The organism is Mucilaginibacter sp. Mucisp73, from assembly GCF_059491465.1.
Genome location: NZ_CP168507.1, coordinates 2,000,413 through 2,025,550 on the forward strand (window position 1 = coordinate 2,000,413; position 25,138 = coordinate 2,025,550).

Genomic DNA, 25,138 nt, shown 5'->3' on the forward strand with positions numbered 1-25,138 from the left:
TTTTTGGATATTAATTTTAAAACTGAGTACAATGAAAGCAATTCAATTTACGCAACACGGGGCTTATGAAAATTTAAAGCTTATAGAACTCCCCGCACCCGATTTACTGCAGGGACAATTATTAGTAAAAGTTAATTTTGCAGCAATTAACCCGGTAGATAATACAATCAGGGCCGGGCTTATCCCACAAGCTCAAAGGCTGCCTATGATTTTAGGCAACGAGGCCGCAGGGATTGTTGTAAAAGGTAACAATCAGTTCCCTGATGGAACACGAGTTATTATATCGGCCTTTACACCGGCGGGTGGCATAAGAGGCATCGCATCTGACGGAGCATGGCAAAGTCATCTCGCTTTATATCCTGAAGAATTAATTAAAACACCGGCAAACCTATCAGACCAGGAGGCTGCTTCAGTTTTTGTAGGTTTTTTTTCTGCTCAGGCCTGTTTAAATAAAGCGGATTTTGCGCCGAGCAAAACTGTGCTTTCTCTGGCAGTGGGTGGCGCAGTTGGCAACGCGGGCGTGCAGCTGGCTAAGGCACATGGTGCATCATTGGTAATAACAACAGCAGGATCGGCCTCAAAAGCAAAAGCTGCGGAATTAGCAGGTTTTGAAAATGTAATTAATTTGGAAAATGAAAGTATTAACGAAGGCGTTATGCGTATTACCGGTGGAAAAGGGGTTGACATCGTTATTGATAGTGTTGGTGGTAATTTAACCGGCAACGCTATTAAGGCCCTGGCCAGAAATGGCATCATCGTAAACATTGGGTATTCTGCAGGGGCACAGTTTACAGCAAACATTACTGATTTTGTGTGGAAGGGCCTTCAAATGCGGGGGCAAAGTCTTTCAGGCTGGTTTACAGCCGAGCAACAGCAATATGTATGGAACCAGCTATTACCATTACTTGCTAACGGCTCTGTAAAACCAACGGTAGCAAAAGTGTTTGATGCCGCCGATGCACCGGAAGCCCAGCGTTATTTAATAGAGGAAAAGCCTTTTGGAAAGGTGTTAATCAAATTTTAAATCAGCTCATTGCATATTAAAACACTTAAAGCCGCTTTAACTACCGGCCTTTAGGAGTTCATCTATCGTTTTGGTTACGAATTTTAGCACGGGGAATTGATCTTCCGGTAGCCCGCAGATGATCATCAAGCTTATTTCACGCAATGAGATGAAAAAGCGGCTGAATGCTTACATTTGGCTATCTGACTATGAAAACGACCTTGCTGACGTATCCTTGCGTCTTTATTTTGATATGCTGTGCTTTCGTACAGCAGGAGCCGCTCCGCCGCTTCGAGCTGAAGGGGTATGCACAAGGCACCACATATAGTATCGTGTATTATGCGCCCGACAGCCTGGTGAATACAGCGCAAACGGATAGCCTGTTAAAGCATTTTGATCAGTCGGTGTCCCTATATCAGCCTAATTCGCTTATCTGTCAGTTCAACCGTTCTGCAAAAGGTATCCGTATAGATGAAATTTTTCGTGTGCTGATCACCCGTGCGCTGCAGATCAGCCACGCAACCGGGGGGCTGGTTGACCCCACAGTGAAACCTTTGGTTGATGCCTGGGGATTTGGTGTAATTAAACCGGCACATGACCCCGACCGGAAAGAAGTGCAGAACCTCCTTCATCATGTAGGAGCGGATAAAATCAGTTTGAAAGGTACTTTTTTACACAAAACCCAGCCGGACGTACAACTGGATCTCAACGGCATCGCGCAGGGCTATTCTGTCGATCTGCTGGCGTCTTTATTGGAACAGCATTCCATTCATAACTATCTCATCGAATTGGGTGGTGAATTACGTATTAAAGGCCATAAACCCGGCAACGAACCGTTTAAGGTGGGCATTGAAGGCATCAGTGGCGATGACCTGAACCCGGCCCCGATGCGGAAAGTGATTGAGCCGGGGGATGGCGCCATTACTACATCCGGCAATTACCGCAAACATCATGAAGCAGGCGGCAAACAGGTTTCGCACCTGATGGATCCGTTAACAGGTTACCCAATACAAAACGAAATGATCAGTGTTACCGTTTATGCGAAAGATGCAATAACAGCGGATGGTTATGATAACGGGTTTATGACAATGGGATTAAAACGCACATTGAACTTTCTGAAAAACCGGAAGGGTCTGGGTGCTTATATTGTATACCGGAAGCCGGATGGCCGTATAGCAGATACGGTTACTGCTTACTTTAAAGGATATCAACAATAAAATTGGATAAATGGAGAGAAGAACTTTTTTGAAAAATACAGGCCTGCTAACAGGCGGACTATTGCTAAACCAAAACCTGAGCGCAATACAGCCCGGGGCCGATCCCGTTAAAATTGCAGTGGTAGGCTGTGGCGACCGTGGTACCGGGATTATGAATATCCTTAACGGAATGCCCGATCAGTTCCGCATTACTGCCTTGTGCGATGTGCTCGATTTCAGGCTGACAGCAGCACAAAAACTGGTTAAGCCTGGTTCAGTGAAAATGTATACGGATTACCGTAAATTAATTGATGATAAGCAGGTGGAGGCGATCATCGTTGCTGTTCCGCTGTACCTGCACTACGCTGTGGCTGCTGATGTTATCCGCTCGGGCAAGCATTTATACCTGGAAAAAACGATGACCTATACCATTGATCAGGCGCTTGAACTTGTGAGCCTGATGCATGGGCGCAACAACCAGGTGCTGCAGGTTGGTCACCAGTACCGCTATTCGCCTTTATATTACCGGGTTAAAGAGATGATCAATAAAGGCTACCTGGGTAAAGTAACGCAAGTGGATTGCCGCTGGGACCGCAATGGCAACTGGCGCCGCCCGGTGCCTGATCCTTCACTGGAACGGGCCATCAACTGGCGCATGTACAAAGAATATTCGGGCGGACTGGCGGCCGAACTGCTTTCGCACCAGATTGATTTTATTAACTGGGTTTTTGATACCCATCCGCAGGAATTTTTTGCCACCGGCGGGATAGATGTGTTTAAAGATGGGCGGGAGACCTATGATAACGTACAACTGATGTTACGTTACCCGGACCTGGGCCTGATCGGTAATTTCGGCGCGATGTGCGGCAATGCGCATGACGGATATCTTTTCAAGATTAAAGGTACCCTGGGTACTGTATCCCTGCTAACCGACCAGGGCATGTTTTACCCTGAGAAAAAACTATTGAAAGAAAAAGGGACAGTAGACGGCGTAACCGGTGCAACACGCATTGTATGGAATAAAGAAGGAGGCACACCCATTCTGCCCGAGGCCACGAAAGACGGTACCTGGTATGCATTCAACGATTTTTATCAGAAAATACTGCATAATGAGCTACCGGACAGTAATGTATTCACGGGAGCCCGCACCGCCATCAGTGTGCACCTGGGCAACCAGGCACTGTACAGCAAAAAGATCTGCAACTGGGATAACAGTTATAAGATTGGATAATTAGAAGCCCCGATATCGCAAATATCGGGGCTTTGTGTTTTAAATGCCGGGTAACGCTGGCCATAAGTTCAAAATAAGGTTTTTATTCTGTCAGTTATTTATGTTTTTAAAATAAACTTATTATTAAGCATTCAATATATTTACTATAATAGTAATTTGCATTGCACCAGATAAACTAAGATTGCAAATAATACACTTAAGCTAAGTTAATAGGTTTTGAGCGCTATCGTCTTTATAGATACTGAGGTTGATCCGAAGACTGGAAAAGTCCTTGATTTTGGCTGTATTAAGGATGATAATAATATCTTTCACCAAACCTCGGCGACAGCTTTTTCTGAATTTATAAGAGGCGTCCCTTTTGTGTGTGGTCATAATATATTAAATCACGATGTAAAATATATCGGGTCTCTGCTTAATCTCGTCGGAGTGGCGATTGATGATATCATCGATACACTATATTTATCGCCTCTTTTGTTTCCATCAAAGCCTTATCATGCACTTGTTAAAGATGATAAACTACAATATGATGAACTAAACAACCCACTTAATGACGCTATTAAAGCTCGGGATTTATTTTTTGATGAAGTAGCCACATTCAAACAAACAGACAAAACACTTAGTGACATTTACTTCTTGTTGCTTAAAAGTAATAGGCATTTTCAAGCTTTTTTTAGATTTCTTGATTACTCAACGGCTAATCAGGACGCTTCGTTCCTTATTCGTCAGAAGTTTAAAGATGAAATTTGTGTTCAGGCTAATCTTGAACAATTAGTATCTGACTACCCCGTAGAACTTGCCTATTGCTTGTCTCTGATTAAAGCAGGCAGCCGAACTTCAATAACACCGCCATGGGTATTAAAAAATTACCCTGATGTGGAGCGCATGATGTTTTTATTGAGAAATATGCCCTGCCTTAGCGGCTGTAGTTATTGCAATCAGGCGTTAAATGCTCATCTCGCGCTAAAAAAGTTTTTCGGTTTTAGCACTTTCAGGCAGTATGGAGGTGAACCATTGCAGTTAAAGGCTGTTGAGGCGGCAATTAACAACAAATCATTTTTGGCCGTATTCCCCACTGGCGGGGGCAAATCCATCACATTCCAGGTGCCTGCGTTAGTGTGCGGTGAAAGTACTAAAGGTTTAACAATTGTAATATCGCCGCTACAATCTTTAATGAAAGATCAAGTGGATAACCTTGAAAAAGCCGGGTTAATGGACGCTGTTACAATAAACGGCCTACTCGATCCCATTGAAAGGGCAAAGTCTTTTGAACGCATTGAAGATGGATCGGCTTGTATTCTTTACATTGCACCAGAATCCCTGCGTTCAAAAACCATTGAGCGTTTGCTTTTAAGAAGAAAGATTGCACGGTTTGTAATTGACGAGGCACACTGTTTCTCATCGTGGGGGCAGGATTTCAGAGTTGATTATCTGTACATAGGTGATTTTATCCGCACTATCCGGGAAAAGAAAAATCTTCCCGAACCCTTGCCCGTCTCCTGCTTTACAGCAACTGCGAAGCCAAAAGTAATTGAGGATATCTGTAATTATTTCAGTGAAAAACTGGGTTTGCAACTTCAACTATTTACAACAACTGCATCCCGCACTAATCTCAATTACAAAGTGTTGCCAAAGCAAAGCGATGAGGAAAAATATTTAACCGTAAGAGATTTGATTGCAGGGAAAAATTGTCCTGCTATAATATATGTTTCCAGAACCTTAAGGGCTGTTACGCTTGCCAAACGTTTAATTGCTGACGGCATGGATGCAAGAGCTTATCATGGCAAAATGGATGCTAACGAGAAAACAGCAAATCAAAATGCCTTTTTATCGGGTGAGGTCAAGATTATGGTAGCTACCTCAGCTTTTGGCATGGGCGTTGACAAAAAAGATATTGGCGTAGTGATTCACTATGATATTTCCGATTCGCTCGAAAATTATGTACAGGAAGCAGGCCGGGCCGGGCGTGATGAGAATATATCTGCTGATTGTTATGTCCTGTTCAATGAGGAAGATCTAAGCAAGCACTTTATCCTGCTTAATCAAACTAAGTTATCTATCAAAGAAATTCAGCAGATATGGAAGGCGATAAAAGACATAACCCGGTTTCGTTCCACTGTGTCTAATTCTGCTTTAGAAATTGCTCGTAAAGCTGGCTGGGATGATAGCGTTGCCGAAATTGAAACCAGGGTAACCACTGCAATTGCAGCACTTGAAGACGCCGGTTATTTGAAACGCGGACAAAACTCTCCAAGGGTTTTCGCCAATAGTATTCTTTCCAAAAATGCACAAGAAGCTATAGATAAAATAGCTGTTTCTGAACGGTTTACCGAAAAGCAAAAAGAAAAAGCAACAAGAATTATAAAAAAGCTTTTCTCCAGTAAAAACAGAAAGCAGTTGAACGATGAGATTGCCGAATCCCGGATTGATTATATCAGTGACCATTTAGGGATAGTGAAAGAAGAAGTGATCGGCATTATAAATCTGCTGCGCGAGGAAAACATTTTGGCCGATGCTAAAGATTTGACAGCGTTTATTAAACGAGGGGAAAATAAAAACCGTTCAATCAATATCGCCGAATCATTTGGTAAGATAGAAAAGTGTCTGCTATCCTTTATAAATGAACAACCATATACATTTCAACTTAAGGAGCTGAACGAGCATCTTGAAAACGAGGGATGCAATGATGTAACGCCTCATAAAATAAAAACCATCATCAATTTCTGGGCGATAAAAAATTGGATCAGGCGGAAAAGTCTATCATCTTCAAAAAATCATTTTAAGGCTTACAGTTTACATCCACAGCAAACACTAAAGGATAAAATTGACAAACGATATCAACTGGCACGGTTTATAACTGAATTTTTATATCAAAAAGCCAATGCTGTAAATACAGATAATAAGGATGATGATGTATTGGTCGAATTTTCTGTACATGAATTAAAAGTGACTTACGAACAGAGTACCGATCTTTTTAAAATGAATATTGATGCCGATGATATAGAAGATGCTTTGTTCTACCTTTCGCGAATTGAAGCTATTAAAATTGAAGGTGGCTTTTTGGTGGTTTATAACAGGCTTACGATAGAAAGACTTGAACCGGATAACAAAAAGCGCTACAAGGCCGAGGATTATCAAAAGATGGGTCAGTTCTATGAAAATAAAATTCAGCAGATTCATATTGTCGGTGAGTATGCTAAAAAAATGATAGAAAACTATCGGGAGGCGCTGCAATTCACCGAAGATTATTTCCAGCTTAATTATACATCATTTCTTAATAAATATTTTAAAGGTAGTCGTCAAAAAGAAATCAATTTAACCCTTACACCGGCAAAGTTCAGGGAATTGTTTGGAGAGCTTTCCCCAACACAACTCAAAATTATAAAAGATGATGTCTCCAAATACATTGTTGTAGCTGCTGGTCCGGGCAGCGGGAAAACGAAAGTGCTTGTGCATAAACTTGCATCATTATTGTTAATGGAGGACGTAAAACATGAGCAATTGTTGATGCTTACTTTCTCAAGGGCGGCTACAACTGAGTTTAAAAAAAGATTGTTGAATTTAATTGGTAATGCTGCAAATTATATAGAAATAAAAACCTTTCATTCTTATTGTTTTGATTTACTGGGTAGGATGGGAAACCTTGAAAAATCTGATACCATTTTAAAACAAACTATCGAAAAGATAAGAAATAAAGAAGTTGAAACCAATCGCATTACAAAAACCGTTCTGGTAGTTGATGAAGCGCAGGATATCAATGATGAAGAGTTTGAACTGATTCGGACACTAATCAAAGAGAACGAAGAAATGAGGGTAATTGCGGTTGGAGATGATGACCAAAATATCTACCAGTTTCGCGGTTCAAATTCAAAATATCTTCATCAACTAATTGAAGTATATGGAGCCGATAAATATGAGCTCGTTGAAAACTATCGGAGTAAAAGTAACCTTGTTGAATTTGCAAACCAGTTTTTAAATAACATAACTGATAGATTAAAAAATACGCCGATTATGGCAAAACAAGCTGGTGATGGAAAAATAAAGATGTTCCGTTATCAGCATGGCAATTTGATAGTACCACTTGCAAAAAATGTAGCAAGTACACCACTTATCGGTACAACCTGTGTGCTTGTTAAAACTAACGAAGAGGCATTACAGATAGCCGGATTACTACAGCAAAACGGAATACAAGCTAAATTAGTACAAACCAACGATACGTTTAATTTATATAACCTGGCAGAAATAAGGTTTTTCCTTAGTTTGTTGAATACTGAAGATCAGGTTCATGTGATAAGCGATGATGTTTGGGAAAATGCACTGCGTACAGCTGCATCCACATTTAAGAATAGCGATAATTGGTTGATTTGCCAAAACCTGATCAAAGATTTTGAGGCTACTAATACCAAAAAGAAATACAGGTCGGACCTTGATGTTTTTATTCGGGAATCGAAATTGGAAGACTTCTATCAGCGCGGCGGTGAAACAATTTTTGTCTCCACTATACACAAGGCTAAGGGGAAAGAATTTGATAACGTTTTTTTGATGCTGGAAAATCTTGCACCACCAACAGACGAAATTAAACGTCAATTATATGTCGCAATTACCAGGGCCAAACAAAATTTGACAATCCATATCAATGCGAATCTTTTCGATGATATAAAAGTCAGCAACCTGGAATACATTGAACGCCATGAAAAAAATGAACCGCCAGCTCATTTGGCGATAAATCTGATCCATGAAGATGTCTGGCTCGATTATTTTTTAAGAACACAGCATCAGGTTTCTTTATTGACGGCCGGGGACGATTTAATTATATCAGGTGACGAATGTTTAAATGTAAACGGGCAACCAATATTAAAATTCTCCACGTCCTTTTTACGGCGAATAAATGATATTACTGCAAAGGGCTACCAAGTAAAGTCCATCAAAGTAAACTTTATCCTGTATTGGCAAAAGAAAGATTCAGCAAAGGAGAGTAAAATTGTTTTACCTAAGCTTTGGTTTGAAAAGATAGACTATTCCCATCTCCTTAACCTCTCTGAATCTTAGCTCCTAAAAAAATCAAAATAAATTTGCGAAACCAATTAGTTGCACATATATTTGCAACCAATCAGTTTCTTATTTAAAATAAACCAAACCATGAAAAGTAAAATCCTATTTGTTTTATGCCTGTTAACCGGGCTAATGTTTATCAACGCCGGTCTTGACAAATTTTTTCATTACATGCCCATGCCTAAAGAAATGCCCGAAAAAATGGTGAAAGCGGGGCATGCCTTTATGCAAATAGCCTGGCTAATGCCGCTGGTGGGTGCCATGGAAATCCTTGGCGGTTTATTATTGATTATTCCAAGAACCAGGGCGCTCGGCGCATTAGTACTTGTACCTCTTTTAACCGGTATTTTATTGGCTAATATTAGTATGGCCCCATCAGGTTTACCTATCGTATTAGTATTGATCGCAATTGTTCTTTGGGTAATTATTGACAATTGGGAAAAATACCTGCCTATGATCAGGAAATAAGTTTTAAATGAACCGGCGGTCTTATTAACCGGTTCGTAAATAGTACTTCAATGAGAAGAGACATTTTTCAGGCTGTTGCCGACCCTACCCGCAGAGCTATTATCGCTTTAATAGCATTGCAGGCAATGACACCCAATGCCATTGCCGAACATTTTGATACTACCCGACAGGCAATTTCAAAGCATTTGCGGGTTTTAACCGAATGTGAACTGGTGAAACCGGAGCATCGGGGCCGGGAGATTTATTATCTATTGGAGATTGACAAAATGAAAGAAATAGACAAATGGCTGGAGCAATTCCGAAAAATATGGGAGACCCGCTTCCTGCAACTCGATAACCTTTTAGCTACCTTAAAAAAACAACAAAAATGAAAAATAACTTGCACTTTGATTTTATTGCCGACAAAGTAAAAAATACGCTGACCATCAGACGTGAGTTTTTAGCCGACAGACCATTGGTTTGGGACTGTTATACTAAAAGCGAATTGCTCGATCAATGGTTTGCACCCGCGCCCTTAACCACCAAAACCAAATCCATGGACTTTAGCGAAGGTGGCCACTGGCATTATGCCATGGTAGAGCCCAACGGTACAGAATATTGGGGCTGGGCAGACTATCTGAAAATCAAACCCATTGATTACTATACATCATTGGATGCTTTTTGTAATGCAGAAGGTGAAATAAATAAAGATCTTCCCCGCGCGGAGTGGCTTGTAAATTTCACCGATAAAGGAGAAAACGCTTTGGTAGAAACCATTGTAACTTATAAATCGCTTTCAGATTTGGAAACGGTTATCCAGATGGGCATGGAACAAGGAATGATGGCAACCCTCGAAAAACTTGACCAATTATTATTAACCTTAAAAAAGTAAGAAATGAGCAATAAGATCACTGTTACCGCTACGGTAAATGCAGATGCTAAAAAAGTTTGGGATTATTACACCAATCCCGAACACATTACCAAATGGAACTTTGCCGATCCTTCGTGGCAATGTCCTTCTGCATCAAATGATATGCGGGTAGGCGGAAAATACTCGGCAAGAATGGAAGCCAAAGATGGGAGCTTCGGTTTTGACTTTGAAGCTACTTATGACGAAATTGTTGATGGCGAAAAGTTTACCTATACCATGCCAAACGGCAGGCAGGCCTCGGTTGCCTTCAAAGCCAATGACAATCAAACTGAAGTTGAGGTAGCTTTCGATCCTGAAGATCAAAATCCTCTTGAAATGCAAAAAAACGGCTGGCAGGCGATACTTAACAACTTTAAGAAATACGCCGAAGAAAATTAACGTGCTCAGAAAGTTACCGTTAATGGTATTTTTACAGAAGCTGGATGGAGACATTCAGCTTTTGTACTTTTTACTCTGCCCTTAGTTTAGGAGTAGGAAAATGTACTCAACAAAACTATTATTCTTTTTACCAAGTCCCCGCTTCCTGTACCGGCCTGTACACTTCAATATTCTCACATTGCATGTTAGTATTGTTACATTTATCAAGCCTCATATTTTATACATTGTACAGGTAAATTAATCATGTTATGTTGTTTAAGATCAAAGTGCTTTGTGCCTGCATTACATTATCGTTATGCTCTTTGCTTCCATTTGCGCAGCAAATAAATTATCCTCCTGTTGATAAGGTTGCCGCTGATTTTAAAAAATTGTTAGAAAGGCCTCGTGTTCCGTTAAATCTATCTTTTACTATCATTCATACAGATTCAGTTATTATAGAACACGGTTTTATTTATAGCGAAAAGAATGAGCGGGTACCTGTTCTTATTTATAAGCCGGTTACCGGGACCAAGCCACATCCCGCTGTAATTTTTTTACATGGTACAGGTGGTAAAAAGGAAGACAACAAAAAGATGTTGTACCAATTGGTTAAAAGAGGGATCATGGGAGTAGCCATTGATGCCCGCTTTCATGGTGAACGCATTGCCGGAGGCGCTCATGGCTCAAAGGAATACGTAGCAGCTGCTACCGCTGCCTGGGAAAATAAGGACAAAGCCCATCAAACGCATCCATTTTTGTTTGATACCGCTTTCGATCTTTGGCGGGTAACCGATTACCTGGCAAGCAGGCCTGATGTAGATGCCAACCGCATTGGTATGGGCGGCATATCCATGGGAGGGATGGAAACATGGCTTGCGGCATCAATAGATAAGCGGATAAAAGTAATTGTACTGGATATTGCAGTGCAGAGTTTCAAATGGTCGTTGGATAATGATAAATGGCAGGGGCGTGCAGGTACTATCCGGGGAACGCATTTGCAGGCAGCTAAAGACCTTGGCGATTCGGTATTAAACATGCATAATGTACAGGCTGTATGGGATAAACTATTACCCGGTATCACCGACGAGTTCGACTGTCCGTCGATGCTGCGATTGATAGCGCCCCGTGCCATGTTGATTGTAGGCACAGAAAATGATCCCAATTGCCCGCTTCCCGGAGCAAACATAGCTTACGCTTCGGCCATACAAGCATATAGATCGAAAGGGGCAACCGATAAGATTATGCGCGATGTAACGCCAAAGCTATTCCATACATCTACGCCGGAACATTTTAAAATGACGTTGGATTGGTTTAGCAAATGGTTGTAATACAGCATTGTAATATTAAGGGAAGCCATTAAGTATTTCTAAGAAGCTGTTTAAAGAGTGATTTATTCATTGCCGTTGGCTTCAGCCAACGGTAAAATAACCAATGAGGAGAGGGCTTTAGCCAAATTCAGATGGTATTTTGGCTAAAGCCCCTTAAATTTCCGGCATTATTCCGTTGACTAAAGTCAACGGCAATGAATTTTATTGAATAATTAATGAGTCGCTAATTTAAACACAGCTAAGCCTTAAAAATAAAATTAACAAAAATTTGCTAAATCGATTTTATTATATAATTTGGTCGTGCAATAACCAATTAATAAATACCGGTCAATTTTAGTTCTGAAGGTTTATCTGTCAAAAAAAACTTACGGTAAACGAAGCGTTCTATCCGGTACTACTATTATGAACATAACTACACTGCCAGCCTTAAAAAAATGTTTAATAACCGTATTTGCCGCGGGTATGTTGTTTATTCCGGCAACAGTGCTTAAAGCGCAAAATGCGGCTTCCTATGTTAATCCTTTTATAGGAGCCAGCACCAGCGCCGATGGAGCAGGGGTTTACCATGGCTTAGGTAAAACGTTTCCGGGCGCTGCCTCACCTTACGGGCTTGTACAGTTAAGCCCAAACACCATAACCGGAGGCGACAATGGCTCGGGCTATAGCTATGAACATAAAAGTATTGAAGGCTTTGCCTTTACTCAAATGAGTGGCATTGGCTGGTATGGCGATCTGGGGAATTTTTTGGTAATGCCTACAGCGGGGCCAATTAAAACCAGTGCCGGTAAACCAGGCACTAAAGGGGTTGGATATCGTTCTGCTTACGATAAAAGCACTGAAAAAGCATCGGCCGGATATTACAGTGTTCTGCTAACTGATAATCATATCAGGGCCGAAGCCACTGCCGCCCCTCATAGCGGCATGTTGCGCTTTACCTTTTCACAAAATAAACAATCGCGTATCCAGATTGATCTGGCCCGGAGGGTAGGGGGAACGTCAACAATGCAATATGTAAAAGTAGTTGATGACCACACTATTGAGGGCTTTATGAAATGCACCCCAGACGGTGGCGGCTGGGGCAATGGTGACGGACATGCAGATTATACAGTGTATTTTTATGCACAATTCAGCAAGCCGCTTAAAAACTATGGTATCTGGAGTGCCGATATTCCAAGCGACTGGGGCCGTAAGCTGGACGATGTTACCGACGATAAATACCAGGAACGCGTAGCTGATGCTGAGATCCTTAAAGGTTTGAGGGAAAAGCAGGGAAAACATCTTGGTTTTTATAGCGAATTTGCTACCAAAGCCGGTGAACAGGTGTTGCTTAAATCGGGTATCTCATTCGTAAGCATAGCAGGAGCTAAGGCCAATTTACAAGCCGAAATAAAGGACTGGAATTTCGACGCTGTTCATCAGCATACCGTTAACCTCTGGAATAATGCCTTATCAAAAGTAAGTATCCAGGGGGGCAATACTGAGCAAAAAACGGTGTTTTACACGGCGCTGTATCACACCATGATTGATCCCCGCATTGTAAGCGATGTTACCGGGCAATATATGGGTGGTGATGGTAAGGTGCATCATACTACAACATTTAAAAAACGTACCATATTTAGCGGGTGGGACGTTTTCAGGAGCCAGATGCCTTTACAAACCATTATTAACCCTTCGCTGGTTAATGACCTGGTTAATTCGCTGGTTACGCTTGCCAACGAAAAGAAGAAAGATTACCTGGAACGCTGGGAGTTATTAAATGCTTACAGCGGATGTATGCTTGGCAACCCGGCTGTAGCTGTAATGGCCGATGCTTATGCTAAAGGCATTCGTAATTATAATATACCAGATGCCTATAAATTAGCGGTGAGCACTGTTGAAAAATTTGGCAATGGCGATAAGGGTTTTACTCCGGGTGGTGGCAGCATAAGCTATACGCTTGAATACGCCTATAATGATTGGTGCGTTACACAGCTTGCAAAAGCGCTTAACAAAACACAAGACGTAAAAAAATACGGCGAAAGGGGAGAGGCATTTAAAAACATCTTTGACGCGGATAAAGGTTGGTTCCGACCTAAGGATAGTACCGGCAACTGGCTTCCGTGGCCTGTAGAGGGACGTGTTAAACAGTGGTATGGCTGTGTAGAGAGCAACCCTTATCAGCAGGGATGGTTTGTACCGCAGGATGTTGATGGTATGGCAAAGCTGATGGGCGGCAGGGAAAAAGTGATAGCCGATCTGAACAATCTTTTTGAAAAAACGCCCGATAACATGATGTGGAACGATTACTACAATCACTCCAATGAGCCTGTACACCATGTTCCATTTTTATATAACAGGTTGGGCGCTCCATGGCTTACCCAGAAATGGACCCGTGAGATCTGCCGCCGGGCTTATAAAAACTCCGTCGAGGGTTTGGTAGGCAACGAAGATGTGGGGCAGATGTCGGCCTGGTATGTATTGGCAGCGAGTGGCTTGCATCCCGTTTGTCCCGGCGATACCAGGCAGGAGATCACCAGTCCGGTATTCAATAAAGTATCGTTAAAGCTTGATCCTAAATACGCAAAGGGTAAAACCTTTACCATCATCGCCAAAAATAATTCGGCAAAAAACATTTATATACAGGAGGCAAAGCTTAACGGCAAAACTTATAATAAATGCTATATCGATTATAAGGATATTGTTGCAGGCGGCACGCTTGAGTTAAGTATGGGTGCAATACCCAATAAAAACTGGGGGATCTGATAATTTAGGATATGCGTGAAGGAAAGATGAAAGGGGATTTTCTATATAAAATTGCTAAATCGATTTTATAAATTAAACGATTTTACAGCACTAACCAAACATCAAACCAAATTATAAACCAAACCAAATTATGAAAACAAACCTGTTCACCTGTACCATGACGGCTATGGCTTTGCTGGCATCATGCAGTAAACAAGCTGCCGTTAAATACCCCAAACCTTTTGTACGCACAGATTCCGTACAACTAACCAGCGGATCGCCGGTAAGCTCATACGGAACCTTTTTTATCACCAACGTTTTAAGCGGTAAAGCTATTGAAATTAATAGCAGCGGTATGCTTAACGATGGCACCGGTGCGCAACAAAACCAATACTCGGGCAGCGGTACAGCTACGGCTCCCAACCAAAAATGGATAATTGTACAACAGGGCAGCGGTGCTATAACCAGCACCACCAAATTTAAGATCATGAACGTAGCCAGCGGTAAATATCTGGAAGTACCTTTGGCCACCACGAATCCCGGTACAGGCCTATGGCAGGATAAAGCCAACACCAACAATGCCCAGCAATGGTATATTCAGGCAGTAAGTACCGGTGTTTATAAAATTATTAATGTGGGTAATGGCCTTGCGGTCACCAATCATGGATCATCTGCCGCTAATGGTACGCCTATTACCCAGGAAGTATTTGTTGCCGGCAATACGGCGCAAACCTGGCTGCTTAACGGGCTTACAGCCGAGGCTTACCGCGACGATGATGTCGTGAACTTTTTTCACCGTACCAATGGCACCGTGGCTTTTGATGAGGGAAAAAGTATCCCGCTTACCTATGGCGCCAACAACGGAAAAGTGCTTTGGATAACTGAGGATGCTTATGAATCGTCACAGCTTCAAAGTAACGGACAGTTGTATTGCCAGTTTTTTAAGTATCACAATTCGGCCCTGCTGCAGCCGGCCAGTCACAGCTGGGATCAATCACTTACGCCAAATATCACTACCAATAATTCGCCGGTAAACAGCATGGAGATCATTGAAAGCCCGGGCGATCATAACTCAACCTATCGCTGGCCCGGTGCAGGAATTGAGGCCGGTAGCCACGTTTATCTTTACACATTTGAATCGGCCAACGGAGCTACGCCCGAAAACCAGGTGCTTTATGACTTAACTCAAAATACATCCGGACTTAACTGGGGTACAGCCGCACGGTTAACACCTGCGGGCATGTCGGGCCAAACAGAAACCGGGTTTTCAAACGGGATGGTTAAAAACGCTACTAACGACTCGGTATATGTTTACGGAAGCAAAAGCGTTTTCTTCAATACGTCCAATGTATTCCTGGCCCGCTTCCCGGTAAGTAATCCATCTAACTGGTCGTTCTGGACAGGCTCTTCATGGTCGTCAACCCGTACAACCGCTTCGGCAGCAGCCATAAACGTAGGTGCGGGCAATACCACCCAGCAAAATGTAACCATATCAAAAGTGAACAATAAATATGTAATGATGCAAATGGACCTGGGCTATTTTTGTGATCCGGCGAGCCACAATATCTACATATCAACAGCCGACAGCCCTAAGGGGCCTTTCGCTGCGCCTAAAATGGTTTTCACCATCAATGATGTTTACCAGGGCCATTTGGCTAAGTACTATACCCCGGCCATCCACGCTGAGTTTATAAACGGACACAATGAATTGCTTGTTACCTATTGCCTTAATTATAACGGTGATGGCGGCAGCTGCAGCACAACCACCTGCGTAAATAATAACCAGGATCCTAACTTTTACCAGGTAAAAGCAGTAAGGGTTCCGTACAGCCTGGTGGGTTTATAGTTTGAATTTATTTTTTGCTGACACATTATAATTAACAGTTAATGAAAAAGTTGATTTTATTATTAGTACTGATAGCAGCGCGGGGAGCAGTAACTGCCCAAAACATAGCGCCATTTCGCGCGGGTGACCGGGTGGCTTTTGTTGGCAACAGCATTACAGATGGGGGCCATTACCACTCGTACATATGGTTGTATTATATGACCCGTTTCCCTAACATGCGGATAACCTGCTATAACGCCGGCATTGGCGGCGATGTTGTAGGGCAGATCAACGACCGTTTTGAAGATGATGTGTTCAGCAAAAAGCCAAATGTGTTAACCCTTACCTGGGGCATGAACGACACCGGTTATTTTGAATGGTACCGTCCCGATGCACAGGATGTTATGGATAAAAGGATCCAGGGCTCATACGATAACTATGCACTGCTGGAAAACAAACTAAAGCAACACCCCGAGGTCCGTAAAATTTTTATTCTCGGTTCGCCTTATGACGAAACCAGCAAGTTTACTGTCAAAAACATCTATCCTAAAAAAAGTGCGGCTTTTTCAAAGGTGATCGATTTTCAGCAAGCAGCAGCGAAAAGAAATAACTGGGGTTATGTTGATTTCTACCACCCCATGACAGAGATCAATCTGCGTGAGCAAGCCAAAGATTCCACCTTCAGCTTAACGCCTAATGACAGGGTGCATCCTGACAACGACGGGCACCTCGTGATGGCTTATCTTTTTCTAAAGGCGCAGGGCTTCAGCAATAAAGTAGTGGCTGATGTGGCTGTTGACGCTAAAAGTAAAAAGACCATTAAGGCGGTGAATTGTAAAGTAACTAACGTGGTTTCTTCGGCAGATTCCGTATCGTTCAATTACCTCGCAAATTCATTGCCTTATCCTATTGATACTATTCCGCGTGGTTGGGGAAACCGAAAAAAACAAGCCGATGCGCTTAAGGTTGTGCCTTTTACCAAAGAAATGAACCAGGAGTTGCTTACCGTTAAAGGGTTAAAAACAGCTAATTATGATGTCCTTATCGATGGAGAAAAAATGGGGAGTTGGTCGGCTGAGCAATTGGGCTCAGGTATCAACCTGGCCGAGATCACTATAACACCGCAATATCAGCAGGCCATCCAGATCAGGGAACTTAACGAGGAGCGCTGGGACATTGAAAGGCGTATCCGCATGTATACCTGGATGCAGTTTGACTTTTTAAAAGGCAAAGGCTTGTTGTTCCATGATACCAACGCCGCTATGGATACCATAAGCAAGTATGCCAAAAAAGACATTTTTGTTAACGGAAATAAAGATAACTATACCCGTGCCCGCTACAAAAGCCTGCGCGATGCCTGGCAAAAAGAAATGGATGTACTTACCGACCAGATCTATGCTATCAATAAACCGCAAAACCATCGCATCACCATCATCGCCTCAAAATAAAATCACTATATACTGATGAATAATAAAAAGTTACTATTTATTCCATTGTTTATTGGCTTTGCAGTCTGCAGTTTGAAAGCTGCCGCCGCAACGGTTGATACGGTGCTGACCCACAGTACCATAATGAACAAAGACATTAAAGCTGTGGTGATCAAGCCGGCCGATTATTCAAGCACCAAAAAATACCCGGTATTATACCTGCTGCATGGCTTTAGCGGCAATTACAGCGATTGGATTAAAAAAGTCCCTGCTGTTGCCGGTTTGGCCGATACTTATCATTTTATTATAGTTTGTGCCGACGGCGATTTCGCGGGCTGGTATTTTGATAGCCCAACCATTAAGGATTCGCAATACGAAACCTATGTAGGTACCGAACTGGTGAACTGGGTTGATAAGCATTATTCAACCATAACCAACCGAAAGGGGAGGGCCATAACCGGTTTGAGTATGGGCGGGCATGGCGCGTTGTATATAGCTTTTAAGCATTTAGATAAATTTGGTGCTGCCGGGAGCATGAGTGGCGCGGTTGATATCAGACCTTTTCCGGATAGTTTTGGCATCGAACGCGTATTGGGTAAATACAGCGAACACCCCGACAGGTGGGAACAAAACAGCGTGGTAAACCTCATCTACCTGTTAAAACCCAACTCACTTGCTATTACTTTTGATGTTGGTTATGACGATTTCCTTTACCAGGCTAACCAGGAACTGCATGAAAAGCTGCTTGAACGCAAAGTTCCTCATGATTATACTGTAAGGCCGGGAAGCCATACCTGGGAATTTTGGGGCAATTCCATTAACTACCAGGCACTGTATTTCAGTCGTTTTTTTGAAGGAATAAAATAGATAGCTTTTTATAATAACAATTACAACATTTTCAACCGATTGCAAATGTTGTAATTGTTAAAATTCCAGTATCGAAATTGTGATTTTAAAAATTATAAAAAAATAACTCGAAAAATTTGCTAAATCGTTTTTATAAACTATATTAGTATCAGATTTCAACATCTGAATTATAAACCAATTAACAAACAGCTTTTAAAACGTTTGCTCCGCGGGTTAAAATATAAAATTGCTAAAACGATTTTATATTTTCTCTGTCGAAGCATAATGTTAACTAACCCCTATAGTATGAAAAAACTTTACTTTAAGGTTCTTGCTTATTCGGTTTTCGGGGGCTTCCTTGTTTTTACTTCATGTAAAAAGGAAGGTTTCCTGGGACAAACACAAACATCAAACCTAACCGGGGAGACAGTGTTTACCGATAGTGCTAATACCGTATCGTTTTTAGCCGGCATTTACAGCAATGTTGGTTTTAGTGCGGCGGCAGGAAGGTTTACCTACGGGCCAATACTTTCGCCTACGCCTAACGGCGGTATCGATGCTGCCTCCGACGAAGCGGAAGTATCAGCATCTGCCGGATCAACAGCCCTGGCATTTGAAACCGGCACCATCAATGCCGCCGTGGTTACCGATGATGCATATAAAACCTGTTATACCAATATCCGCTCGGTAAACCAGTTGCTTAAAAATTTACCTAAGGCACCAATCAATAATTTCGTCAAAACACAAATGAAAGCCGAGGCGCGGTTTTTACGGGCCTGGTATTATGCGATATTACTGAAACATTACGGCGGTGTGCATTTACTTGGCGACAGTGTTTACACCTATACGGATAAGATCCCGGCTGCCCGCAATACCTATGCCGATTGTGTGAATTATATCCTTGCCGAGTGTGACGCGGCAGCGCAGGACCTGCCGACTGTGCAATCGGGGGTAAACTATGGCCGTGCATCAAAAGGGACCTGCCTTGCTTTAAAATCAAGGGTGCTGCTTTATGCCGCAAGCCCTTTGTTCAATGGGCAATCTATTGGTGAGGGTAAAACGCTTGAATTGGTGGGATACCCGGCTTACGATAAAGAACGCTGGAGACTTGCCGAACAAGCGGCTGCTGCCGTTATCTCAACTGGCGTATATAGTCTCAACGTTGACAATGCCACTGCCCCGGGTTTTGGCTTTCAAAAACTGTTTACCAAGCGCGTAAATACCGAATATATTTTCCAGTTGATGCGCCCGACCGGCAACGTGGATTTAGAGAATTTATGGCAGCCGCCAACCCGTACAGGCAAAAACGGTGCTTTCCCCCTGCAGGGATTGGTTGATGCTTTCCCGATGAGCAACGGTAAAAGTATAACAGACCCTACATCAAACTATAATCCCAATAATCCATATGCTAACCGCGATCCGCGTTTGGATTATAGCATCATCCATGACCAAACACCTCTGCAAATCAGGCTTTCGTCGGGTACCTCGCCCATAAATATTTTTGTTGGCAAATACAACGGAAATACAACAGGGCCTGATGCCGTACATGTTGGCACTACCACCGGATACTATACCAATAAAATGCTCGACCCGGCTGCCGTAGCCAATGATTTTATGCACCGGACAGATCGTTGCCTGCCATTGATCCGCTATGCCGAGATCCTGCTGAACTATGCCGAAGCTGCTAATGAATATGAAGGGCCAACCGCATTAGTTTATTCGGCAGTTGAGGCTATCCGTCAAAGGGCGGGCTTAAACCCATACCAGTTGCCCGCGGGTTTAAGCCAGGCTGATATGCGTACAGCCATTCAAAATGAACGCCGTATTGAGCTGGCTTTTGAAGAGCACCGCTTTTGGGATGTGCGCCGCTGGAAAATTGCTGATCAAACTGACAACATCGTTACCAAAGGCATGGAGGTTGACCGCGATGGTGCTGCGGTGGCCTACAAACAATTTGATGTGCGCAAACGCAATTTCCGTAAAGCGATGTACCTGTGGCCTTTCCCGCAAAGCGAGGTAGCCAAATCGCCCGAACTGATCCAGAATCCGGGCTATTAATCACCAACAGTATAATAGTATTGATATGAAATATAATTACAAAGCAAAATGGTTTTACATGCTGCTGATAGCTGTCTTTATGATGGCAGTATCATCATGTAAAACCGAAAAGATAGTACCCGGAAGCGAGGCTCCCAAAGATATCGCCGGCAACTGGCGGGTGATCAAAGCTACCCGTAATGGCACCGATTTAACCTCCATTATTGATTTTAGCCAGTTCAGGATCAGCTTTACCGATAAAGGGTATACACTGGTGAACAAATTGCCCTTCCTGGTAAGCAAGGACGGTGCTTTTGCACTTGATGATCCGCAGTATCCGTTTAAGATCACCTTTACTGCCACGGGCGATAAGCCTGTTTCAACAGCTTTTACTTATCCTATAGTAAACGGCAAAAGGCAGCTTAGTATAACATTCAGTCCGGGCTGTACCAATAATACTTATGTGTACGTGCTTGAAAAAGCCAATTGATAAACTAAAAGCAACCGATAAATTATGAGATCATATTTACATATAAAAGGTAAAAATTTATGGAAGCTGTGTGCTTTGGTGGTGCTGGGTATTGCTTTAGCCTGCTGCGGCGAACAAATTACCAGTGTTGATCAGCCGGCCACAGCTACCGTAGGTTCAGTTGTGCCGATAACGGTACACTGTGATATCCCTACCGTGGGAGATGGAGGCCCCGACTACCTCATTTTTGGTTTTTTGGTGCCTAAAGGCTGGAAGGCAGCGCAGAATACCACTATAACGTACACCAGCAAACAAGGTAACGGAACCATGTCCCTGATCCCCGACGGTACTTTACCTAAAAAGGGCGACGGCCTTACCTGGTCGGCATACATGAAAAAAACTTTCGGTAACGGTGGTAACCTTATTGATGATATGGAATGGGTGGCTTACCAAACTGATAAAGCCTACAGCCATACCGGTGGGGTAGAGTTTATTGTCGACCTGAATATCAAAACAAAAATAGGCGCCGATAATAATAACATGTTGGTTAAACTGGGCTATACCATAACCGACAGCGGCAACGGTTTTACCAGCGATGGCAACGGTACTTATTACAGCGTGCTGCTTGGTAATACCTGTTTTGAAGTAACCGGCGGCAGCGGTGACCTGGTTGACTTTTGTAACCCGCAGCTTACCACAATCGATCCGCCAAAATCATTGGATAACGATTTTGTAACCCTGACTTTTGATGGTACAGTTACCGATACACAGTTAAGCGGCGCAAGTGAAGTTTACCTGTGCGCAACGGCCTACACCAGCGATGGCAAAACCATAAAAGTTTGTGAGCAAACCACTAAAACATTATTGAAACAAACTACTGCCACCAGTAAAAAGTACCAGCTTACGTTTTGGCCGAGATCATTCTTTAATGCAGGGGATACGCAAACCATCACAAGAATGGAGTACTTCCTTACAGATAAAACGGGCAAGGTAAAGGTAGGCTATGGTAATACTGATGCCCCGTTCACCTATACATTTAAATGCGGTTGATCTGAAAATGTAAATAACAAGCAAATGCACTACACAATATTGCTTTTGCTAAAACGATATTTAAACCTTTTGCCAACAATTTTAAACCTGAAAAATATGGCTTATTGCTACGTAAATAAATGTTTAACAGGTATCACGCTGTTGATGCTGCTACTGGTTAAAACCAGCTATGCAGCCATGCAGCAGGATACAGCTTCCGTGGCGCCTGCACGGCCCGGTCAGGTAAGCGGTATTGTACTTGATGAGTATGGTAACCCACTACAGGGTGTTAAAGTAATTAATAAAGGAAAAAATAGTACCCTAACTACCGGTAAAGACGGCATGTTTGCCATCAACGCCATAAAGGGAGATGCGCTGGTATTTACCGCCGCGAATTATAACGCCCGGCAAGTTACTGTTAAAAACACTGCTAAATTAACGGTGAGGCTCATAGATACCTATATTCAGGCACCTAAAACCATTAATGTGCTTTATGATACCATAAGCACATCAAAAAATGTGGGTGCCATATCAACTATCTATACCAACCAGCTTACCAGCACACCGGCAACTTTGTATACCTATGCTTTACCCGGGCAATTCCCCGGTTTATATACCCAGCAGTATAGCGGTTTCGCCGCACCCCAAACCGGCGTGCAGACTGTAAATGATTTTATCGGGGCGGTAGTGCAGCACAATAATTATTCGGCCAATGACAATACCGAGTTCGGCCTTTCATTAAGAGGGCAGGGGCCGATAACGATTATCGATGGTGTTCAGCGTGAGATAGCGTCGCTTGATCCGGAAAGTATCGAATCGGTTTCGGTATTAAAGGATGCGCTTTCAAATATGATGCTGGGCATCAACAGTTCGCGCGGTACTTTACTTATTACTACTAAACGCGGTCAGGTGGGTACGCCGCATATTTCATTCACTGCACAAACGGGCACCCAGCAGCCTTTAGGCTTGCCAAACCCGCTGCCTGCTTATCAATATGCGTATTTATATAATGAAGCGTTACAAAACGATGGTAAGCCGGCCCTTTACAGCAGTGCCGATTTTAACGCCTACCGCAACCACACCGACCCTTTACGACATCCGGACGTTAACTGGTTTAAAACCATATTGCGCGATAATTCGCCGATGACCAGCTACAAGCTTAATGTTAACGGCGGTACCCAGGTAGCGCGGTACAGCGTGTCATTAAACTACCTTGACCAGGCCGGGATGTTCCGCACCGCATCAGCTGTACCCTACAACACCAATAATGATCTTAACCGCTATATCATTAACTCCGATCTCGCGGTTAACGTAACCAAAAAATTTACTGTCGATCTTCAGTTATTTGGCCGTATCCAGCAAAGCACGCAGCCAGGGGCAGGGTATGGAAACATATTGGGCGCTCTTTACAGCACGCCAAACAATGCATATCCGCTTTATAATCCAAATAACACATTTGGCGGTACAACAACATATACCAACAACCTGCTTTCGCAAACCGAGTTTTCAGGCTATCAGCGCACCAGCAGCAATGATGTACTGGCCAACCTCGATCTGAATTATAACCTCAGCAGCATAACACCAGGCTTGTCGGCAAAGGCAAAAGGCAACCTTGCTTTTTCATCGCAAAGTTTTTTAAATCGCTCATTGCAAAATAATGCCTATTCTTTTAACGCCGACAGTTCTTATTCGGCAGTGGGCTCATCGGTCGCGCAAAACAATTCGTTCAGTACGGTTTCAAGCGCCCGCTACTCGTTTGCCCAGGCATCAGTTAATTACGACAGGACTTTTGGCAAAAGCAATATAACCGGTATGGCACTGTATGATGTACGCTCGGTAGTATTAAACTATGACCTTTCGCAGGTAACAACAAACCGTGCATTAAAAGCGGGTTATAATTATGATGGTAAATACTTTATTGAAGCGGCTGTCAACAGTAGCGGTTATAACCGTTATCCTCCGGGCAATCAATATGGCTTGTTTTACGCCGGCGGTATTGGCTGGCAAATGGGTAAAGAGGATTTTATTAAAGATAATTTCAGCTGGATAAACTCATGGAAATGGCGCGCCACCTATGGTAAAACCGGAAACAACAACGTAGATAATTACGGTTACTATAACTTTTTGCAAACCTACGGCCCTTCGCAGGGCTATTCATACAGCACAGGTACCAGCAAAAGCCCGGTACAGGGTTATTTTGAAAACACATTGGCCAACCCGTACATCCGCTGGGAAAAAGCCCGTAAGCTGGATATAGGGGCCGATATCTCCCTGTTTAATAATCATTTCAATATTACTGCCGATTATTACCACGACAGGTATTATGATCTGTTGCAGGTTAGAGGAAACAGTATTGCTTTGTTGGGTACCTCATATCCTTACGAAAATTTAGGTATTAATCTTTACAAAGGCGCTGAACTTACTTTAACTTATCAAAACCACGTCCAAAATTTCAATTACTTTATTTCGGGTAACGCCTCTATCCAATCGTCTAAAATTATTTTTAGCGACGAAGAGCCATATCCTTACCCATGGCTCAGGCACACCGGCCGCTCAACCAACGCTATTTATGGTTACACGGCTATCGGTTATTTCAAGGATGCCCAGGATGCTGCCACCAGTGCAACAACTACCGGTTACAGCGCACAGGCAGGAGATGTAAAATACAAAGACCTTAACGGCGATCATATTATCAACCAATTTGATGTTTCGGCCATAGGTGGTAACCGGCCGCTTGTTTATTATGGCTTTTCGGCGGGCTTCAATTATAAAGGTTTTAGTCTGAGTTTCCTGTTACAGGGCGTGACGAACCGCGAGCTGATGTTCAATAACTCGCAGGTGAACGGCTTTGCAGGTGTGGGTTTCCTCGGGCTTACTTACAGCGGGCAGGCGTACGAAACCATTTTAGGTCGGTGGACACCCGAAACCGCTGCTACGGCTACTGCGCCAAGGTTATCAATAGGTAACGCCAATAATACCGCCAACTCAACCTTGTACCTGCGCAAAGGCAATTATGTAAGGCTAAAAAATGCCGAGGTAGGTTACAATCTGCCTTATGAGTGGGCACATAAGCTCAGGCTATCGGGTTTGAGAATATTTGTGAACGGCGAAAACCTGTATACACTGTATGGCTACAAAGATTTTGATCCGGAGGTATACGGTACTGCTTACCCAATTCAAAGGGTAATAAATGCCGGCGTTAACATTAAGCTTTGATTTTGGCCATCATAAAAATATTACGA

At 42.9% G+C, this 25,138-nt stretch carries 17 protein-coding genes; all 17 read left to right on the top strand.

Annotated elements, in window-relative coordinates; translation table 11 throughout:
- Positions 1-31 precede the first annotated feature (31 nt).
- Positions 32-1,024: a quinone oxidoreductase family protein gene (locus ACEN82_RS08625; protein ID WP_413318992.1), complete on the top strand. Its 993-nt coding sequence runs from the start codon at positions 32-34 to the stop codon at positions 1,022-1,024.
- 188 nt (positions 1,025-1,212) lie between these two features.
- Positions 1,213-2,220, top strand: a complete 1,008-nt coding sequence (locus ACEN82_RS08630) for an FAD:protein FMN transferase (protein WP_413318990.1) — start codon at positions 1,213-1,215, stop codon at positions 2,218-2,220.
- Between the two features lie 10 nt (positions 2,221-2,230).
- Positions 2,231-3,430 (top strand): Gfo/Idh/MocA family protein, encoded by a 1,200-nt coding sequence (locus ACEN82_RS08635; RefSeq protein ID WP_413318988.1) that lies wholly within the window; start codon positions 2,231-2,233, stop codon positions 3,428-3,430.
- Between the two features lie 216 nt (positions 3,431-3,646).
- Positions 3,647-8,476: a RecQ family ATP-dependent DNA helicase gene (locus tag ACEN82_RS08640; protein WP_413318986.1), complete on the top strand. Its 4,830-nt coding sequence runs from the start codon at positions 3,647-3,649 to the stop codon at positions 8,474-8,476.
- 90 nt (positions 8,477-8,566) lie between these two features.
- Positions 8,567-8,947, top strand: coding sequence for a MauE/DoxX family redox-associated membrane protein (locus tag ACEN82_RS08645; RefSeq protein ID WP_413318984.1), 381 nt, complete (start codon positions 8,567-8,569; stop codon positions 8,945-8,947).
- 50 nt (positions 8,948-8,997) lie between these two features.
- Positions 8,998-9,318, top strand: coding sequence for an ArsR/SmtB family transcription factor (locus tag ACEN82_RS08650; RefSeq protein ID WP_091162735.1), 321 nt, complete (start codon positions 8,998-9,000; stop codon positions 9,316-9,318).
- Complete coding sequence (locus tag ACEN82_RS08655; RefSeq protein ID WP_413318982.1) at positions 9,315-9,818, top strand: SRPBCC family protein; 504 nt, start codon at positions 9,315-9,317, stop codon at positions 9,816-9,818. The genes ACEN82_RS08650 and ACEN82_RS08655 overlap by 4 nt, the downstream gene beginning before the upstream one ends.
- A gap of 3 nt (positions 9,819-9,821) precedes the next feature.
- Complete coding sequence (locus ACEN82_RS08660) at positions 9,822-10,235, top strand: SRPBCC family protein (protein ID WP_274989030.1); 414 nt, start codon at positions 9,822-9,824, stop codon at positions 10,233-10,235.
- Positions 10,236-10,483: 248 nt separating this feature from the next.
- On the top strand, positions 10,484-11,542 hold the full coding sequence (locus ACEN82_RS08665; RefSeq protein ID WP_413318979.1) for an acetylxylan esterase: 1,059 nt from the start codon (positions 10,484-10,486) through the stop codon (positions 11,540-11,542).
- Between the two features lie 402 nt (positions 11,543-11,944).
- Complete coding sequence (locus tag ACEN82_RS08670; RefSeq protein WP_413318977.1) at positions 11,945-14,284, top strand: GH92 family glycosyl hydrolase; 2,340 nt, start codon at positions 11,945-11,947, stop codon at positions 14,282-14,284.
- 130 nt (positions 14,285-14,414) lie between these two features.
- A complete protein-coding gene (locus ACEN82_RS08675) occupies positions 14,415-16,109 on the top strand; it encodes an RICIN domain-containing protein (protein ID WP_413318975.1) in 1,695 nt (564 codons plus the stop codon).
- A gap of 41 nt (positions 16,110-16,150) precedes the next feature.
- Positions 16,151-17,536 (top strand): SGNH/GDSL hydrolase family protein, encoded by a 1,386-nt coding sequence (locus ACEN82_RS08680; protein ID WP_413318973.1) that lies wholly within the window; start codon positions 16,151-16,153, stop codon positions 17,534-17,536.
- A 15-nt stretch (positions 17,537-17,551) separates the two neighbouring features.
- Complete coding sequence (locus tag ACEN82_RS08685; protein ID WP_413318971.1) at positions 17,552-18,382, top strand: alpha/beta hydrolase; 831 nt, start codon at positions 17,552-17,554, stop codon at positions 18,380-18,382.
- Between the two features lie 285 nt (positions 18,383-18,667).
- Positions 18,668-20,419, top strand: coding sequence for a RagB/SusD family nutrient uptake outer membrane protein (locus tag ACEN82_RS08690; RefSeq protein WP_413318969.1), 1,752 nt, complete (start codon positions 18,668-18,670; stop codon positions 20,417-20,419).
- Positions 20,420-20,444: 25 nt separating this feature from the next.
- Positions 20,445-20,888: a DUF5004 domain-containing protein gene (locus ACEN82_RS08695; RefSeq protein WP_413318967.1), complete on the top strand. Its 444-nt coding sequence runs from the start codon at positions 20,445-20,447 to the stop codon at positions 20,886-20,888.
- A 24-nt stretch (positions 20,889-20,912) separates the two neighbouring features.
- Complete coding sequence (locus ACEN82_RS08700) at positions 20,913-21,917, top strand: DUF4961 domain-containing protein (protein ID WP_413318965.1); 1,005 nt, start codon at positions 20,913-20,915, stop codon at positions 21,915-21,917.
- A 96-nt stretch (positions 21,918-22,013) separates the two neighbouring features.
- On the top strand, positions 22,014-25,112 hold the full coding sequence (locus tag ACEN82_RS08705; protein ID WP_413318963.1) for a SusC/RagA family TonB-linked outer membrane protein: 3,099 nt from the start codon (positions 22,014-22,016) through the stop codon (positions 25,110-25,112).
- Positions 25,113-25,138: the final 26 nt, after the last annotated feature.